Source organism: Anabaena azotica FACHB-119 (assembly GCF_014697625.1).
GTDB lineage: Bacteria > Cyanobacteriota > Cyanobacteriia > Cyanobacteriales > Nostocaceae > Trichormus > Trichormus azoticus_A.
The window spans coordinates 148682-166149 of the sequence record NZ_JACJSG010000006.1; the positions used below are offsets into that span (position 1 = coordinate 148682).

The following is a 17468-nucleotide window of genomic DNA, read 5'->3' on the forward strand; positions in this document are numbered from 1 at the left end:
GTTATCAGTTATCAGTTATCAGTTATCAGTTATCAGTTATCAGTTATCAGTTATCAGTTGTCAGTTATCAGTTATCAGTTGTCAGTTATCAGTTATCAGTTATCAGTTATCAGTTATCAGTTGTCAGTGATGATGAATATTTTCTCCTCTGCTCCTCTGCTCCTCTGCTCCTCTGCTCCTCTGCTCCCCTGCTCCCCTAGTCGCCACTTCCTAAACTATACTTAGCAACTAGACTAGCCAACAGTTTGATATCAATGGGTTTAGAAATGTAATCATTGGCTCCAGCACGTAGACAGATTGAGCGATCGCCTTTCATCGCCATTGCTGTCTGGGCAATAATAGCAATCTGTTGATATTCGGGTTTTTCTCGTAATTGCTTAATTACATCTAAACCGTTACCATCTGGCAATCGCACATCCATTAAGATGACTGCTGGCTGTTTTTGGGCGAGTACAGCCCACATTTGGTCAGCATTCCTCACCCAAGTTACCTGATATCCCAAGTTGCTCAGACGAATTTGGATTAATTCACCATTACCTAAATCATCTTCTACTAATAAAATTTCTCTGGAAATGCTAGGTTTCACAGATACAGAAGAGGTTGCTTCTTGATCCTCTTCATCTTCTTTAACTATAACCTTCCCATGCTGTGTTATGGGCAAGATGATCGTAAAACGAGAACCGCGATCAACTTCAGATTCTACTTCTATAGAACCACCATGAATTTCTACCAATTTACGAGTCACCACTAATCCTAAGCCAGTACCCTCATTTCCAGCAGCTGAAGGATTAGAAATTTGGAAATATGGTTGAAATAGTAAAGCGAGATTTTCACAAGAGATACCACTACCTGTATCCCAGACAGTGAAGTGAATAAATGAATTTTGAACTGCCACCTTTAAGCCGACGCTGCCCTGACTGGTAAACTTGAGAGCATTAAATAATAAATTTAAAAGCATTTGCTTGAGTCGTAAAGGGTCAGCTATCAAAATTTTGGCATTTGGATCTATTTCCAAAGACAATTTCAACCCTTTATTTCCGGCTTTCTCTTTTACCAGCGCTAATACATTTTGACAAACTTCGGGTATATTGACTCTTTCCCACTGGACTTCTAACTGATTGGCTTCAATTTTGGAGAGATCCAAAATATCATTAATCAAAGCCAACAGGTGTTTTCCACTGGATTGAATGATGTTGAGATATTCGTGATGGCGTTCTTTTGTTGGATCATAACCTTGTGCTAGAAGTAAGTGAGTGAAACCAATAATTGAACTTAGGGGTGTGCGAATTTCGTGACTTGTATTCGCCAAAAATTGGTTTTTCAGTTGATTAGTACGCTCTAACTCTTGATTAGCAATATATAAATTTTCTGACTGTTGCTGTAAAGATTGTATTTGCTTGAGGTGAGCCAGCGTTTTCACACATTGTTCGGCTGCTCTCTCCATTAATTGTGTATTGATGTGAAGATAGGATGCTGTAGATTTCTTGTGATGGGGCTTGAAGTTATCTATCACCATAATTAACCAACCAATGATAACACCAGAATCGTCAGTTAATCGCCAAGCCTGTGGCGGTTGTTGTTTTTCTAGTTCGTGTAAATCTTGGATTTGGATGACTTGTTGTATTTGCAAGCGCAGTTTTTTCTCTTGTTTGGCTATGTCTTCTAAAAATAGGGGCTGACAGCCAAAAGATAGGGGGCGAGAAATATAGTAAACTTTACCATCTGCTGTTTGCGGTTGACATAAAGCGATCGCCACGGCACACTGTGACAACCCTAGATTGCTATTGTTTAAAGCAAAATCGAGTTCGTTTACCACAGTTTGGAAAATATCCGCTTCTGTGGTTCTTGGTTGAACAGTACTAAAAGCTGACTGTAGCCTATCGCCTAAGCGGCTTTGTAGCTGGTTCAAGCTGCGTTCCAGCCATAACTCAGCACGCAGCTGCTGACTTTTTGCCAACATTGGCGTTGTCTCTATCTTTGAGTTGTGTTCTGGTAAGCTTGAATACTGCTGCATGGTCAACTAGACCGTTTAATTAATGGAGTTTCGCGAAAAATGTCACAAGATTTCTATGTATATTAGCTCACAATTTTTCTTTGTCGATAAATCATAACTTTTATAGTATCGATACTTACTACTAGACCCCATTTTTTATCATCGATTACCCTCGCAGAATTACTATAGGTTAGCTGAATTTAAGTAATAACATGGATACACAAACGATTCAATTAATTGTCAACGGCATTGCTGTAGGTAGCATTATTGCTCTTGCAGCTGTGGGATTAACTTTAACTTACGGGATTTTACGGTTGTCTAATTTCGCCCACGGTGATTTTTTAACCTTGGGCGCTTATTTGACTTTGTTGGTAAACTCTTTTGGAGTGAATATTTGGTTATCGATGATAGTGGCAGTTGCAGGCACTGTAGGCGCGATGTTACTTTCGGAAACACTACTATGGTCAAGAATGCGGAAAATTCGCGCTAATTCCACTACTCTTATTATTATCTCAATTGGGTTAGCATTGTTTCTACGTAATGGAATTATTTTGATTTGGGGTGGTAGAAATCAAAACTATAATTTACCCATTACCCCGGCTTTAGATATTTTTGGTGTCAAAGTACCACAAAACCAACTGCTGGTGTTGGCATTAGCTGTGTTGTCCATTGGCGCATTGCACTACCTTTTGCAAAACACCAAAATTGGTAAAGCCATGCGGGCCGTTGCGGACGATTTAGATTTAGCCAAGGTTTCAGGGATTGATGTAGAGCAGGTAATTTTCTGGACTTGGCTGATTGCTGGTACTGTTACATCTTTAGGTGGCAGTATGTACGGCTTAATTACAGCAGTGCGTCCAAATATGGGGTGGTTTTTGATTTTGCCTCTATTCGCTTCCGTAATTTTAGGCGGGATTGGCAACCCTTACGGCGCGATCGCTGCCGCTTTCATTATTGGCATTGTTCAAGAAGTCAGTACACCCTTGCTAGGTTCGCAGTACAAACAAGGCGTAGCCCTATTAATCATGATTTTGGTGTTGCTCATTCGTCCCAAAGGTTTATTCAAAGGCACGATGTGAGCAACACCATTCCACTTAGCAGGGGACTTAATCAGTTGTCAGTGATCAGTTATCAGTTATCAAGTGATGTTCACTGTTGACTGTTCACTGTTCACTGACACACCCGCTCCCCAAATCAGACTACTCAATAATGTGGAAATAATATGCTGCTACTAAGAAGTTAACAGCTAGTAGCAATAACGCCCAACCTGTACGAAAAGTATAGGGGGGTTTAGCTCCGGTATCGGGAACTGCGGAACTTTTAGCTTTAGCCATAAATCGGTTCTCCTTATGTCATGACTTTTTCAGAAATACCAAACAGAAGCGCAAAATATCAAAATTCTTTAAAAATATTTGTGAGAATTAGCAAATTTGTCATTAGTCCATAGTCAATAGTCCATAGTCCACAGTCCATAGTCCACAGTCCATAGTCCATAGTCCACAGTCCATAGTCCACAGTCCATAGTCCATAGTCCATAGTCCATAGTGATTTTCTCATACCTTTTACCTCCTTTCCCCTTTCCCCTTTCCCCCTTCCCCTTTCCCCCTTCCCCTGCCCCCTGCCTCACTCCTCGCCGGCATGATAGGAACTCCGCACCAGTGGCCCGGAACGGACGTGGCTGAAGCCGATTTCTTGGGCTAATGTGCCGAGTTGGTCAAATTCTTCTGGTGTCCAATATTTTTGGACTGGGAGATGTTCTAGGGATGGGCGCATATACTGACCGATGGTGAGGCGATCGCATCCTATCGCTCTTAAGTCTGTCATTGCTTCGATGAGTTCTTCAAGGGTTTCCCCATGTCCCACCATTAAGCCTGATTTTGTGGGAATGTGGGGATTGATTTGTTTGACTAAGGACAACACTCGCAGTGAGCGATCGTATTTAGCACCCCGACGGACTGGCCCACTTAAGCGGCGCACTGTCTCAATATTGTGATTAAAGCAAGCGGGTTCAGCTTCTACAATCATTTCTATACGTTGGCGCTGTCCTGCTTCCCCTGCACCCGCACCGCCCCAAAAATCAGGTGTCAAAACTTCAATTTGCGTATCCGGATTTAATTGGCGAATTGCTGCCATTGTTTTCACAAAATGACTTGCACCTTGATCTGGCAAGTCATCACGGGCTACAGAGGTAAGTACGACGTAACGCAGCCCTAAAAGCTGAACAGCCTCCGCTACCTTTTGCGCTTCCTCTGGGTCAATTGGCATTGGTGCATGACCCTTATCTACTTGACAAAAAGCACAAGCACGGGTGCAGGTCGGCCCCATAAGTAAGAACGTAGCCGTTTTTTGGGCATAGCACTCACCCCGGTTCGGACAGCGACCTTCTTCGCAAATTGTATGAATTTGGCGCTGTTTAATAATGCGCTGTACAGTCGAGAGTTCGCTAGCTTTACCAATGGGACGGCGTAACCAACTAGGCATTGCCGTAATTTCTGACTTAAACTGAGCAGGTTGGGAGGATGTCATAGCTATTTTGTAGACAAGGTGAGGGGGATGAGGGAGATGAGGGAGATGAGGGAGATGAGGGAGATGAGGGGGATGTAACTTTAGCTTAAAGCAAGGTGGAGAATGAGGTAAACACTTAGTATAAACCCTTTCCCAATCCCAATCCCCAATCCCTAATACCCAATCCCCAATTTATACCGAAATATACTATCCCCCAATCAATACCAATGTTGGGTATAGTGGGAGGATTCTCACGGTCATTCGGCAAAGCCGGTATTAAAACTTAAATATTCTTTTAGAGCAATCAGTCGTGGCAAGTAACAAGATTCTAGTTATCGATGACACTACCGTAGTCAGGGTAAAAGTACGGGAAATGTTGCCTCCTGGCAATTTTGAGGTATTAGAAGCTAAGGACGGTTTGGAAGGGATCAATCTGATTAAGCAAGAAAAACTGAGCTTGATTATGTTGGATTTCCTACTGCCCAAATTGAGCGGTTGGGAGGTATTTCAACAAATTCAAGCTAATCCAGAACTGAGGAAGATTCCCTTGGTGATTATGTCTGGGCGGAAGGAAGAGGTGACGGAAAAAATTCCCGAACCTTTTGAGTATTTTGAATTTCTCGGTAAGCCTTTTGATCAGAAACAGCTAATTAACGCCATTAAGTCAGCAATGACTAAGGCTAAATTACCGCGCCAAGAGTTAGTAGGAGTCGGTGCTGCTGCTAAGAATGGCAATGTTGCCACTGCTGCTACAAGTGGCGTTGTAGCAACTATTGCTCCACCTCCGGTTGCTACACCCACAGTTGCTGCACCTCCTACAGTCGTAACTGCGGAAACAGACGCAGCCACGGCGGCGGAAATTCAAGCACTGAATGAAAAAGTTGCCAAAATGCAGGCAGAAATAGAAGGTTTGAAGAAACAGCTTGCTCAAGTTGTCACTTTTATTAAGCAAAAAATTAAGTAGCCGCCGAGGAAAATTGTAATTGCTTATCACTGACATAACAAATTTGATAATAGCGATCGCTATTCGTTTTTAGTGAAAATTCACGCCTGTTTCTTAGCTTGAACAAAAAAAGCAAGATCGCCTACCCGGAACGGGAGGCGACGAGATGAATTTTTGGGCGGCGACGAGTTGACCTCCGACCATTATCAACCGATAGGTTGATCAGGGAGTGGGGTCAAGGAGGAGTCGCCAATCTTTGTATTTGGCAACCTATCAATCCAGTCTTCAACCAACTGGGTTACTGTTTTTTCTCTAGATTCTGCATAAAATTTAAGCTTATCGTATCTTCTCTGAGAAAGCCTAATTCTGATAGATTTTTCCTTCACGACGTATCACTACTATGGATACATCTATGGTAATATATAAATGGTCATTGACCCACCCACACGGCTGTAAACAACACCTGTAGAGACGCGATTAATCGCGTCTCTACTAGCGGAGGCAACGAGCGTGAGTAAGGGGGAAGGGAATTTGCCACTGGGACGCATAGGCACACTCCATGTAAATTCTCGAATTAACAATTAAACTGCCTGCGGGAGGCGGGCGGCTGCCTGGGTTCTGGCTCTTGCCAGATAAAGAGGGTTTCCCCCTCCAGATGCTACATAAGCCTCGGAGCGTTTTCGGTAACGCACATTGTTTTTGCAATGTTCCTAACAGAGCAGTGGCAAATGAGACAGGAAGCCAACACTTACTGCTTGCAGAAGTGTTGGTACTTCACTTAGCCTACGCTTTGCCGTAGGCTAATACTTTTGAGATACCCAATCCCCAGTCCCCAGTCCTGACAGGTGTAGGTTTTTTATTGGTGTTCCAAAAACCTTGGTTTGGGGTGTAAGGGTATAGGGGTGTAGGGGTGGATGAAACAATGATTCTCTCGTTAGTTTTATAGTCCTTACTCACTGCTATATTAAAAACCTACACTTGTGAGAATCCCCAGTCCCCAATCCCCAATCCCCACCATTCCAGCATAGGATCATTTAATGGTATGTATAGTGACAATGCGTCACAAAAAGCCATCAAGCTACTAGTGAGCGGTTTTGAGCTGAAAGTGACCATAAATTAAGAGCTAAAAAGATAAATGCAACTTTGGTCAAAGACAATGGATAGAATGAACTAAAGTGAGCCTTGATTTCTAATCGCCAAAACCTATATATCTCATGGATTTTGCTAATCTTGCAGCACAGTTAAATGCTGGAACAATTTTGCCAGAGGGAATTGTCATTATTACCCTCATGGGGGTTTTGATTTTTGATTTGATTTTGGGGCGTACATCCGCACGCTGGATTGGATATCTGGCGATCGCCGGTTTACTGTCGGCGGTTGTGGCCCTGTATTTCCAATGGGATGCAGTCAACCCCATCGCTTTTACTGGTGGCTTCAATAGTGATGACCTCAGTATTATCTTTCGCGGCATTATTGCCTTGTCTGCCGTCGTCACGATACTGATGTCCATCCGCTATGTAGAACAGAGTGGTACTGCTTTAGCGGAGTTCATCGCCATTTTGTTAACTGCGACTTTGGGAGGGATGTTTCTCTCCGGTGCTAGTGAGTTGGTAATGATTTTCATCTCCCTAGAAACCCTGAGTATTTCCTCTTATTTGTTGACAGGTTATACCAAGCGTGACCCCCGTTCCAATGAGGCGGCGCTGAAATACTTGTTGATTGGAGCTTCCAGCACAGCAGTATTTCTGTATGGCGTGTCACTTTTATACGGACTGTCAGGTGGACAAACCCAACTGAGTGCGATCGCTGATGGCATCGTCGCCGCTAACCTTGGTCAATCTTTGGGTGTAGTCATTGCCCTGGTTTTTGTCATCGCGGGTATTGGCTTTAAAATTTCCGCCGCACCCTTCCACCAATGGACACCAGACGTATATGAAGGCGCTCCTACCCCAGTCATTGCCTTTTTATCCGTTGGTTCCAAAGCAGCAGGCTTTGCTTTAGCTATTCGTCTGTTAACTACAGTCTTCCCCTACGTTGCTGAGGAATGGAAGTTTGTGTTCACAGCCTTAGCTGTTCTCAGTATGGTCTTGGGTAACGTCGTCGCCCTAGCCCAAACCAGCATGAAACGGATGTTAGCTTATTCATCCATTGCCCAAGCCGGGTTTGTGATGATTGGCTTGATTGCTGGTACTGATGCCGGATATGCCAGCATGATATTCTACCTACTGGTCTATCTATTCATGAACCTGTGCGGTTTCACCTGCATCATTCTCTTCTCCCTGCGGACAGGAACCGACCAAATTGCCGAATACTCTGGGTTATACCAAAAAGACCCACTCCTGACACTAGGTTTGAGTATCTCCCTGCTTTCCTTGGGTGGTATTCCTCCCCTAGCTGGTTTCTTTGGCAAAATCTACTTATTCTGGGCTGGTTGGCAAGCTGGGCTTTACTGGATGGTCTTGTTAGGCTTAGTTACCAGCGTTGTCTCCATCTACTACTACATCCGTGTAGTCAAGATGATGGTAGTCAAAGAACCCCAAGAAATGTCTGAGGTAGTCAAGAATTACCCGGAAATTCGTTGGAATTTACCTGGATATAGACCGTTGCAAGTGGGTTTAGTAGTCACCTTAATAGCTACTTCCATCGCCGGAATTCTATCTAATCCACTCTTCACTTTGGCTAACAATTCTGTTACTAATACTGCCATCTTACAGCCAGAAAAAGTAGTTAGTACTCAGGTAAGTGCTATTCCTCCTGAGAAACCAGAAGGCTTGTAAGTTATAACTCAATCTGTACTTTATCCCCCGATTTCTTCATAAAATCGGGGGATAAATTAAAAACACCCAGAAGTTATAGCAGTCGCCTGATAAATTAGGACATGATCTAATCTTAAAACCTCTCATTTCAAAGACTTTCAACCCTGTCACCTGTCACCTGTCCCCTGTCCCCTGCTATACGCAACTGGCACTTAGGGTAGGGTGCGTCAGATGTGAAAAATCCTTGAATGTTTACGAAATTATTGGGGCTGACGCACCCTACAGTTAGTTTAGTCCTAACACCAAGACTATTTAACAGGAATATTAATAATAAACTCTGCACCTTTACCTAGTTCTGAATTTACCTCCAGCTTACCGCCGTGTTTTTGCACAATGATTTGCTGAGAAATTGATAATCCTAAACCTGTACCTTTACCGACAGGTTTGGTAGTAAACAAACTATCAAAAATTCTGGCTTTATTTTCTTGAGACATTCCCAGACCATTATCTCTAATTTTAATTACAGCTTGACTTTTATCTTCACTCAACATTGTTTGGATAATAATTTGGGGAATGTGAGTTATCAATGCTTGAGTATCATCTGCATAATTACTATTGAATGATTCATCCAAAGCATCGATAGCATTAGCTAAAATATTCATAAATACTTGGTTTAATTGCCCTGGAAAGCAGTTAATTAAAGGTAGATTACCATAATCTTTTTTAATTTCAATATTAGCACGACTTCCCACTGATTTTAATCGATGTTTCAGAATTAAAATAGTACTATCAAGACCTTCGTGGATATTAAACTGAATCTTGTTTTCTGTATCTGCTCTAGAAAAGATTCGCAGGCTCTTACTAATATCTCGGATGCGCTGTATACCTTCTTTCATGGAAAAAATCAAATTAGGTAAATCAGAACGCAGGTACTCTAAATCTATTTCGTTGATTTCATTTTGAATTTCTGGTACAGGATTAGGGTAATGTTGCTGATATAGGTCAATGAGATGACTCATGTTTTGCAGGTAGGTCAGAGTATGACCTAAATTCCCATAAAGACAACTAACTGGGTTATTAATTTCATGAGCTAAACCAGACATTAATTGACCAAGGACAGACATTTTTTCTTGTTGTACAAGCTGGAGTTGCGATTCTTTTAAGTCTTGTAATGCTTGGTTAAGTTCATCAGTGCGTTCAATCACTCTTTTTTCTAAATTTTTGGTTAAATTTCTTAGTTGTAAATGTGTAGATATACGAGCTAATACTTCTGCTTTATGGAAAGGTTTGGTGATGTAATCAACTGCACCTAAACTTAACGCCTGTACCTTACTGTTTGTGTCAGCAACGGCTGTCATGAAGATTACAGGAATATCTTTAGTTTCTGGATGATTTTTCAAATGCTTACAAGTTACAAAGCCGTCCATTACTGGCATCATCACATCTAACAAAATTAAATCTGGTAATCTAGTTTGTATTTGTTGAAGTGCTTTTTGTCCATCCATTGCTGTAGCTACTTCAAAACCTTCGTCGGTCAATGATTCAGATATAATTTCGAGATTGGTGATGGTATCGTCTACAACTAAAATAAAGTTATTTTCAGCTGATGTATTAGGCATTTGATTTAAATTTGTTTATTTTCGGGAAGGGGAAGATTTTAATTACTCAGTTCTGAGTAAAGTAGAAAGCACTCTGATACCCCTTAATTAAGTTTTCCCCACGGATATGGATTAATAACGAGTAATATCAAGTTGTAGAGCAAGGTAGGGATGGGGGAGTGCTGACAGGTGTAGGTTTTTTATTGGTGTTCCAAAAACCTTGGTTTGGGGTGTAAGGGTGTAGGGGTGTAGGGGTGTAGGGGAGCCAGTCGCGTGGGCGGGTTCCCCGACTTGAGCGAACTGGCGTGTGGATGAAACAATGATTTTCTCGTTAGTAGGGGCGGGTTTACCAAGATCATCATTAATCATCAAAGGTATTTATCAACCCGCCCCTACCCATATATCTGTCGCATTCTTTTTTCAAATTGGTATTACTTAACACTCAGCACTCAGATGCTTATAACATTCTCAAGAAACACAGGTGACAGGTGACAGGTGACAGGTGACAGGAAGAAGAATATAGGGAATAGTTGTGTCTCTTTTATTTGCTGCTAGTGTGTAGTCGCGCCCTTTGGGAGGCTTATATTCAGCAGTTTCCCTTTGCTGTCACCTGTACCCTGTCACCTGTCCCCTGTTATACTTGCTGAATGGGGATGGTAATTAAAAATTGTGCGCCTTCGCCTGGGGTGGATTTTACCTCTAGGCTACCACCATGTTTTTCTACAATAATCTCATGAGCGATCGCTAGTCCCAAACCTGTACCTTTTCCTAAAGGTTTGGTAGTGTAGAATTGCTCAAATATAGTCTGTTGTACATCTAGGGGAATACCCACCCCGTTATCAGCAATTTCCACTAATATCGATTTTTGATCATCTGTCACTGCTGTGCGAATCTTAATTGTCAGTTCGTTATCTCTTTTTTTGTTAATTACTGACTCTTCTAAAGCATCGATGGCATTAGCCAGCAGATTCATGAATACTTGATTCAATTTTCCAGCGTAGCACTCTACCAAAGGTATGTCACCATACTCTTTGATAATATTAATTTCTGGGTTTGTGGCTGAAGCTTTGAGGCGGTGACTTAAAATGATGATGGTGCTATCAATGCCTTCATGAATATTGAATAGTTGAAATTCTGCATCTTCTAATCGGGAAAATAATCGGAGCGATCGCACAATTTTTTCAACCCGCTCAGTCCCCATCATTAGGGAAGATAATAAATTTGGTAAGTCTTGTTTAATAAACTCTAATTCAATGTCTTGAGAAAATTTTTGGATCTCTGGAATTGGATTAACTGTATAATTTTCGTATAACTTGATTAAATTTAATAAATCTATGATATTATTTTGAGCATGAATCAAATTTCCATAAATAAAATTAACCGGATTATTAATTTCATGAGCAATTCCTGCCACTAATTGTCCCAGAGAAGACATTTTTTCTTCTTGTGCTAACCTCAACTGAATCCGTCTTAATTCTAAGTGGACATTAATTCTTGCTAATACTTCTTCATGTTGAATCGGTTTAGTAATATAGTCAACTGCCCCTAGCTGTAAACCTTTGACTTTATCAACTGTATCAGACCGAGCCGTCATGAAAATTATCGGAATATCTTTGGTTTTTGCATCAGCTTTGAGATAACGGCAAGTTTCAAATCCATCAATACCAGGCATCATTACATCTAATAAAATTAAATTGGGTAATGATTTTCTGGCTTTGGCTAAAGCACTTTGTCCATTTTTGGCTACAGTAACTCGAAAACCAGCTTGATTGAGAATGTCAAACAAAACTTTGATGTTAGTTGGGATATCATCTACAATTAGGATTGAGTTATTTATGGGACTGCTCATCTGATAATCCTGCTAAAACATCTTAGTTTCAGAACCATTTTTATTTAAGTTATAATCAAACTAACTGTAGGGTGTGTCAGCCCCAATAGTTTCGTACAAATTCAAGAATTTTCCACATTTGACGCACCCTAATATTGTGTTAGTTGCGTAAGTCCTGATAAAGTAAAGTTAACAAGATATATAAGGTTGAATCATCTCTACGATCGCCTCATCCTCAAACTCGGCAATTAATTCGGCAACTTTATCAGAAAACTCGGTATATTTTTCATCTAATTCCCTAATTCTGTTAATTTCCTCTTGAATACCTGTAACATAACCTGCTTTAGCCGCTTGATATAGATTTAATAATTCTTTACTAGGGGGAAATATAATTTCCTCTGTGTCTAGATACATACTTGTTGAAGGCTCATCAGGAGAATAAATCCATTTTAAAAATAGATGACTTTGTAATATATCAAATAATTCCTCAGCATCGATAGGCTTTGATAGAAAATCGTTACAGCCTGCTGCTTGACTCTGTTGACGGGTAAAGTTAGATACACTAGCAGAAGCAGCAATAATCACTATATTTTGAAACTCTGCTTGAGAACGGAGAATTTTCGTCATTTGGAAGCCATCGATTTCCGGCATTGCTAAATCGGTGATAATTAGATCAGGCTGACAAAGTTTTGCCTGTTCTAACCCCTCTTCTCCGTTACTTGCTTCAATCAATTTAAACCCTATTGGGGATAATAGACTAGTAAAAACGGAACGATTTTCCCAAACATCATCAACAATTAAAATAGTTTTTATTTGACCTTTATAACCAATAATATTTTTTGTGATCTTAGATGATTTAGGTGATATCTCAGAATCAACTATTGGTAATTCTAAGTCAAACCAAAACTTAGTTCCCTGCTCATAGGTGCTTTCAACTTTAATCTCACTACCCATCAATTCTATAATTTGGCTACTAATTGCTAACCCTAAGCCTGTACCCTCTGATTTGTGAGAATTATTTCCTACTTGCTCAAAAGGCAAAAATATTTTTTTAAGCTGTTCGGTCGTCATGCCGATACCTGTATCCTCAATTTTAAATCTGATTTTACTGACTGGTAACTGTTGATGCTGAGTAGGAATTATTGTGTCCTCGCTACTAATGACTTCCACAGTAAAAGTGACTTTACCATATTTTGTAAACTTAATAGCATTACCTAAAATATTAATTAAAACTTGACGTAAGCGTTTTTCATCAGCATGGACAGCAGTTGGTAACTGATGATCCGCATGATAGATAAACGCAATTTGTTTTTGCTCGGCTTTAAGACGAAAGATATCACCAACGCCTAAAAGTAGTTGTTCTAAATGAAATTCTTTAGGAGACAGTTCTAATTTCTTAGCTTCGATTTTGGCAATATCTAAAATATCATTAATTAAAGTCAGTAAATGAGAGCCACAATCGTAAATAATCTGACAACCTTCCAATTGCTCATCAGTGGCATTAGCATCAAATTGGAGAATCTGAGCATAGCCAAGAATACCATTTAGTGGTGTGCGTAATTCATGGCTCATATTAGCTAAAAATTCACTTTTAGCACGGTTAGCTGCATCAGCAGCTTCTTTAGCGGCTGTAATTTCGGCTGTTCGTTCTGCAACTCTTTTTTCTAATTCTTGATTAGTCTGTGCTAAAGCTGTAAAAGAATCACGTAATTGTCCAGCCATTTTATTAAAAGATGTAGAGAGAATACTCAGTTCTTTTAATTGAGAAATTGTCACTTTTTGGTCAAGGTTGCCAGAGGCGATCGCACTACTGGCTTGAGTTAATTGTAAAATAGGGTGGACAATCCAACGAGAAGTATATACACCCATTGCTGTGGATAAGATCAGCGCCCCCACGCAAAGTATAATAGTTGTGCGATTATTAGTATTAATTTGTGCCATAAAATCACTTTCAGGCACAGTCACAACTATTAACCAATCTAAACCTAATTGATCATTCCAAGGTTTTACTTGGACAAAATACTTTTCATCTTGCAAATATAGTACAGCTTGTTGATAATCCTTGATATTTTCAAATTTACCGAACTTTTGCTGAAGATAACTAGCAGTTTGTTGAATTAAATAATTTTTGCTTTGGAGTGCTGAAAGTCTGCGTGCTTTTCCATTAATCACATCGTATGGAGCATCACGAGTTGAAGATGCTACGATTAATCCAGAACGCTCTAGAATAAATACTTGTCCTGTTTGACCTACTTTTAAATTAGCTAAAAATCTGCTAATTTGTGTTATAATTAAATCAACACTCATCACACCAACAAATTTATTACTACTATCATTGATGGGATAATTTGCAGATATAGATAAAATTTCGGGTTTATCTTCCCATTGATAAATTTGACTCCAAGCTGGTTTACGTAACCTCACCGCGTCTTTGTACCAACCTTCTACACGCGGATCGTAGATTTTCACGGCTGTTAATGTTTGGCGATCGCCTTTATCATTAGTTTCATAAACGTAAAGTTTGCCAATACCCTTGTTTTGGGACACTTCATTAATTAATAGGCTACCGTTGTTTAACCGTTCAACGCCAATAAACTCTCCTTGGGGATTAGCAAAACTAATGTAACCAACATCAAATACCTGCATTTGCCGCCAGAAATAACGTCCTGTCAGTTGAAAATCCTTCAGGTTTAGCATTTCTAGCTGTTTAGCATCCACATTAATTTGATTAATCTGATGAGGAGATGCTAAATAACTGTCCAGATGTTGATCAACCAGCCCATTCACCTTCATCATTAACTGATCAGCTAGTTCATTCACCGCCTTCTGTCCATTTCTGAAAGACAGATAGCCTACAAGACTGACTGCGGTGAAAATTTGCAGCACAAAGGGAACTATTAAAATTAGGCGTAAAGATAACTTTTGAGCAGTTTGGACAGGAGAATGAATCATACTATTAACTTGCAGCAGCAAAGAAGGCTTAGAGGCAATCATTAGCCATTATTTTGCCCAATCTTGAGCTGCAATATCACAAGGTGATTCATTCTTTGTAGGGAAAGGGGAAAGGGGAAAGGGGAAGAGGGAAAGGGGAAAGGGGAAGGGGGAAAGGGAAAGGGGAAATAGGGAAAGGGGGGAGAATAATTAATGTCAACTGTCAACTGTCAACTGATAACTGATAACTGATAACTGTCAACTGATAACTGATAACTGTCAACTGTCAACTGTCAACTGTCAACTGATTTAACTCCTTTGCCAAATTTTAATTGTCTTATCCAAACTACCACTGACTAGCATTTCACCGGAAGTTGTAAAAGTTAGTGCGGTGACAATATCAGTATGTCCTGTAAAGGTAGCTAATAATTCTCCGGTTTCTAAATGCCACAATTTGATGGTTTGATCAGCGCTACCACTAGCGATAATTTGTTCATCGGGACTTAAGGCGATCGCATATACTTTATCAGTATGTCCCTTAAGTGTACGAATTAATTTCCCCGTCGCCAAATGCCAAATTTTAATCGTCTGATCCCAACTACCACTAATCAGCAATTGCCCATCTTTACTCATTACCAGAGAACGCACAATATGTGCATGACCTGTTAGGGTATGCGATGGCTGTGCATCCTTGAGATTTTTCCCCACCCAAGAATCAGAAGTTTGCCAAACTTTGATTTTGCGATAACTACCTGTAACTAAAGTTTGTCCATCTCTGCTCAAAACTAGCGAATGTGCAGCTGTATCATCTAAAGACAAGATAGCTTTAACTTGACGGTGCATCAAATCCCAAAACAAAATTCTTCTGTCATCGCCACCAGTCGCCAGCATTTGTCCATCGGGAGTGAAAGCCACACAGCGCACCACCCCATTATGCTTATGCAGAATATCAATTAAATCTATTGCGCCTGTATGCCAAATTTTAATAGTGGAGTCTGCACCGCCACTTACCAACATTTGCCCATCGGCACTAAAAGCTAGAGAATTGATTTCATCTACTATTCCCGATACATTCCAAGGATATTCTGATAAAGTATCAATTAATTCACCTTGACTTAAATCCCATAATTTTGTCTCTCCCCGACTCCCACTAGCTAACATGGGTAAGCCATTTTCACACCTAGAACTAAAAGATAAACAATTAATTCCCCTGGTGTGTCCTCTTAATGTTTGCCAACATTCCCAATCACCGATAATTTCTTTACGGGGGTGTTCTGAGGGTACAGTTTGAATAGTTTCCGGGATTGTTCTTTCAACCACTACTGGGAGAAAATCTAGTTGTGCCTGTTTTTTTGCCGTTAGTGATGCCAAATACCAACTTAATCCGCCTGCATATAATAAATGACTGGGAGTAAAATATAGTTTTGGTTCAGTTAGGGCAATTTCACAAGTAGGTAAAAAGCCAGCAATCACAGCTTGTTTTTCATAACCAAGTTTACCTGTAGATGGATAAAACAAACACAGAAAAATTAATACTTGGTGACTTTTTAATTCTTCTTGAGTAACTGACCACTTAATTTTATCTTTCTTAATACCGTTAAAACTTTCCCCATCCGCTACATAAACTTGCACCGTAACTTTCGGGTTATCCGCTAACAAATAAGTAAACTTACTTTCACCGCGCAAATTGCCCTCATCATCTAGTACCATGTTTTTAACTGTATCTTGGGGTAACTTTTTCAGTAACTTACCCAAACGTTCAGTAATGATGCGATCGACAATTTGCTCTCGCAAGAAATAATCTTCTGCTTGCTGCTGGAAATAAATAGGAAAAGGAATTGTCCAGTCTGGCGGTTCAGGATACTCAGGGGGGATGGGAGGAGGATTTTTAGCGAGGATTTCGGCTTGTCGGCGAGAAACTTCCATAATTTTGGCAAATGGCTCCCCCCAAAATGCCATAATTTCGCTGTGACACCCTTTAACTTGACTTTCCAGCAAAGACAGATCGTAAGTCTTGGGTTTTTTCACACGGAGAAGGAAGTCAGCTTGTTGAGCTTTGAGTAAGCTAATCCAATCCATCTGCATTCCTGTGGCACAATTTTGCATACTTAAGGTAGTTATACCAATGCAATTAATCAAGTTTATAACTTCTAGTTAATTAAAAATTCCGTAATCTTCGCAGTCTAATAGAACACAATCACAGACAAAATTCGCAGAGATTTTCCAAATCAAGAGGATTTGTAGCCTTGATTGCTTGATGTGACTGAGATAGGAAGAATTTCTCTGAAGTCCATCAATTCTAACTAATCTTAACCAAGAGATACTGTTGCTCTAGAACAGTTATCAGCTGTTCGACATCAAAGACGGTTGATACTTTGGTGTAGGCTGTTAACTGTTAACAAAACAATAGCTTTAGGTTAAGCTGAGTTCGGAGTCAATCAAGGCTATACTTGCAGTTTGTAATTTATGATATATGGTTAATGTTAAGCTTTGTTGTCTGGTGTAGTAACCTGATTGCGTACATCAGCAGTCACATCAGACTCTAAGCGTTGAATTTTTTGATGTAAATAAGAGTCATCACTACTAACGATAGTTTCTAAATTAGCAATTCTTTGTTCTAATAGTTCTATTTCTTGACCGGATAAATACGGTTGTTTTGATTTTTTTTCATCAGAGCGCCATATAGCCAAAGTGCTAGCCGTTGCTCCTCCTAGAGCAGCTAAAGGAATCACGGGGCCGCTTCGAGTCACAGCCGACAAAGGTATACAAATAGCAAGCATACCAACCGTAAACCCCCAAATTTTTGTAGTGGTAGCTACTCTAATATCCTCAGATGGATCTAAATATTTTTGCGATCGCTTACCCATAACTCACCTAAGATGAATTACTTATTAGAGTGGCATAACTACTGCAA

General features: G+C 40.2%; 14 protein-coding genes. 3 read left to right on the top strand and 11 right to left on the bottom strand.

The window, feature by feature from the left end; genetic code table 11:
- Positions 1–196: 196 nt before the first annotated feature.
- A complete protein-coding gene (gene hrmK / locus H6G83_RS06075; protein WP_190468488.1) occupies positions 197–2014 on the bottom strand; it encodes a hybrid histidine kinase/response regulator HrmK in 1818 nt (605 codons plus the stop codon).
- Between the two features lie 191 nt (positions 2015–2205).
- Here hrmK and H6G83_RS06080 point away from each other — a divergent pair, with 191 nt between their 5' ends.
- On the top strand, positions 2206–3072 hold the full coding sequence (locus tag H6G83_RS06080; protein WP_190468490.1) for a branched-chain amino acid ABC transporter permease: 867 nt from the start codon (positions 2206–2208) through the stop codon (positions 3070–3072).
- A 120-nt stretch (positions 3073–3192) separates the two neighbouring features.
- Here H6G83_RS06080 and psaX read toward each other — a convergent pair whose 3' ends face one another.
- The 3 genes from psaX to lipA all read right to left on the bottom strand — a co-directional run bounded on the left by psaX (position 3193) and on the right by lipA (position 4519).
- Complete coding sequence (gene psaX, locus H6G83_RS06085; RefSeq protein ID WP_190468493.1) at positions 3193–3327, bottom strand: photosystem I protein PsaX; 135 nt, start codon at positions 3325–3327, stop codon at positions 3193–3195.
- 58 nt (positions 3328–3385) lie between these two features.
- Positions 3386–3550, bottom strand: a complete 165-nt coding sequence (locus H6G83_RS34950; protein ID WP_206758982.1) for a hypothetical protein — start codon at positions 3548–3550, stop codon at positions 3386–3388.
- Positions 3551–3616: 66 nt separating this feature from the next.
- Complete coding sequence (gene lipA, locus H6G83_RS06090) at positions 3617–4519, bottom strand: lipoyl synthase (RefSeq protein ID WP_190468497.1); 903 nt, start codon at positions 4517–4519, stop codon at positions 3617–3619.
- 289 nt (positions 4520–4808) lie between these two features.
- Between lipA and H6G83_RS06095 the strand changes: the two genes are divergently transcribed.
- Complete coding sequence (locus tag H6G83_RS06095) at positions 4809–5462, top strand: response regulator (RefSeq protein ID WP_190468499.1); 654 nt, start codon at positions 4809–4811, stop codon at positions 5460–5462.
- A 762-nt stretch (positions 5463–6224) separates the two neighbouring features.
- Here the strand turns inward: H6G83_RS06095 and H6G83_RS06100 are convergent.
- On the bottom strand, positions 6225–6398 hold the full coding sequence (locus H6G83_RS06100) for a hypothetical protein (RefSeq protein ID WP_190468502.1): 174 nt from the start codon (positions 6396–6398) through the stop codon (positions 6225–6227).
- A gap of 257 nt (positions 6399–6655) precedes the next feature.
- Between H6G83_RS06100 and H6G83_RS06105 the strand changes: the two genes are divergently transcribed.
- Positions 6656–8218, top strand: a complete 1563-nt coding sequence (locus H6G83_RS06105; protein WP_190468504.1) for an NAD(P)H-quinone oxidoreductase subunit N — start codon at positions 6656–6658, stop codon at positions 8216–8218.
- A gap of 287 nt (positions 8219–8505) precedes the next feature.
- Here H6G83_RS06105 and H6G83_RS06110 read toward each other — a convergent pair whose 3' ends face one another.
- The 6 genes from H6G83_RS06110 to H6G83_RS06135 all read right to left on the bottom strand — a co-directional run bounded on the left by H6G83_RS06110 (position 8506) and on the right by H6G83_RS06135 (position 17421).
- Positions 8506–9816 (bottom strand): hybrid sensor histidine kinase/response regulator, encoded by a 1311-nt coding sequence (locus H6G83_RS06110; RefSeq protein WP_190468507.1) that lies wholly within the window; start codon positions 9814–9816, stop codon positions 8506–8508.
- Positions 9817–9927: 111 nt separating this feature from the next.
- On the bottom strand, positions 9928–10164 hold the full coding sequence (locus tag H6G83_RS06115) for a hypothetical protein (RefSeq protein WP_190468510.1): 237 nt from the start codon (positions 10162–10164) through the stop codon (positions 9928–9930).
- A 265-nt stretch (positions 10165–10429) separates the two neighbouring features.
- Positions 10430–11644: a hybrid sensor histidine kinase/response regulator gene (locus H6G83_RS06120; RefSeq protein WP_190468512.1), complete on the bottom strand. Its 1215-nt coding sequence runs from the start codon at positions 11642–11644 to the stop codon at positions 10430–10432.
- A 168-nt stretch (positions 11645–11812) separates the two neighbouring features.
- Complete coding sequence (locus H6G83_RS06125; protein WP_242044438.1) at positions 11813–14617, bottom strand: ATP-binding protein; 2805 nt, start codon at positions 14615–14617, stop codon at positions 11813–11815.
- Between the two features lie 246 nt (positions 14618–14863).
- Entirely contained in the window at positions 14864–16660 is a 1797-nt protein-coding gene (locus H6G83_RS06130; RefSeq protein WP_242044440.1) for a WD40 repeat domain-containing protein, read from the bottom strand.
- Between the two features lie 377 nt (positions 16661–17037).
- Entirely contained in the window at positions 17038–17421 is a 384-nt protein-coding gene (locus H6G83_RS06135; protein ID WP_190468515.1) for a hypothetical protein, read from the bottom strand.
- Positions 17422–17468: the final 47 nt, after the last annotated feature.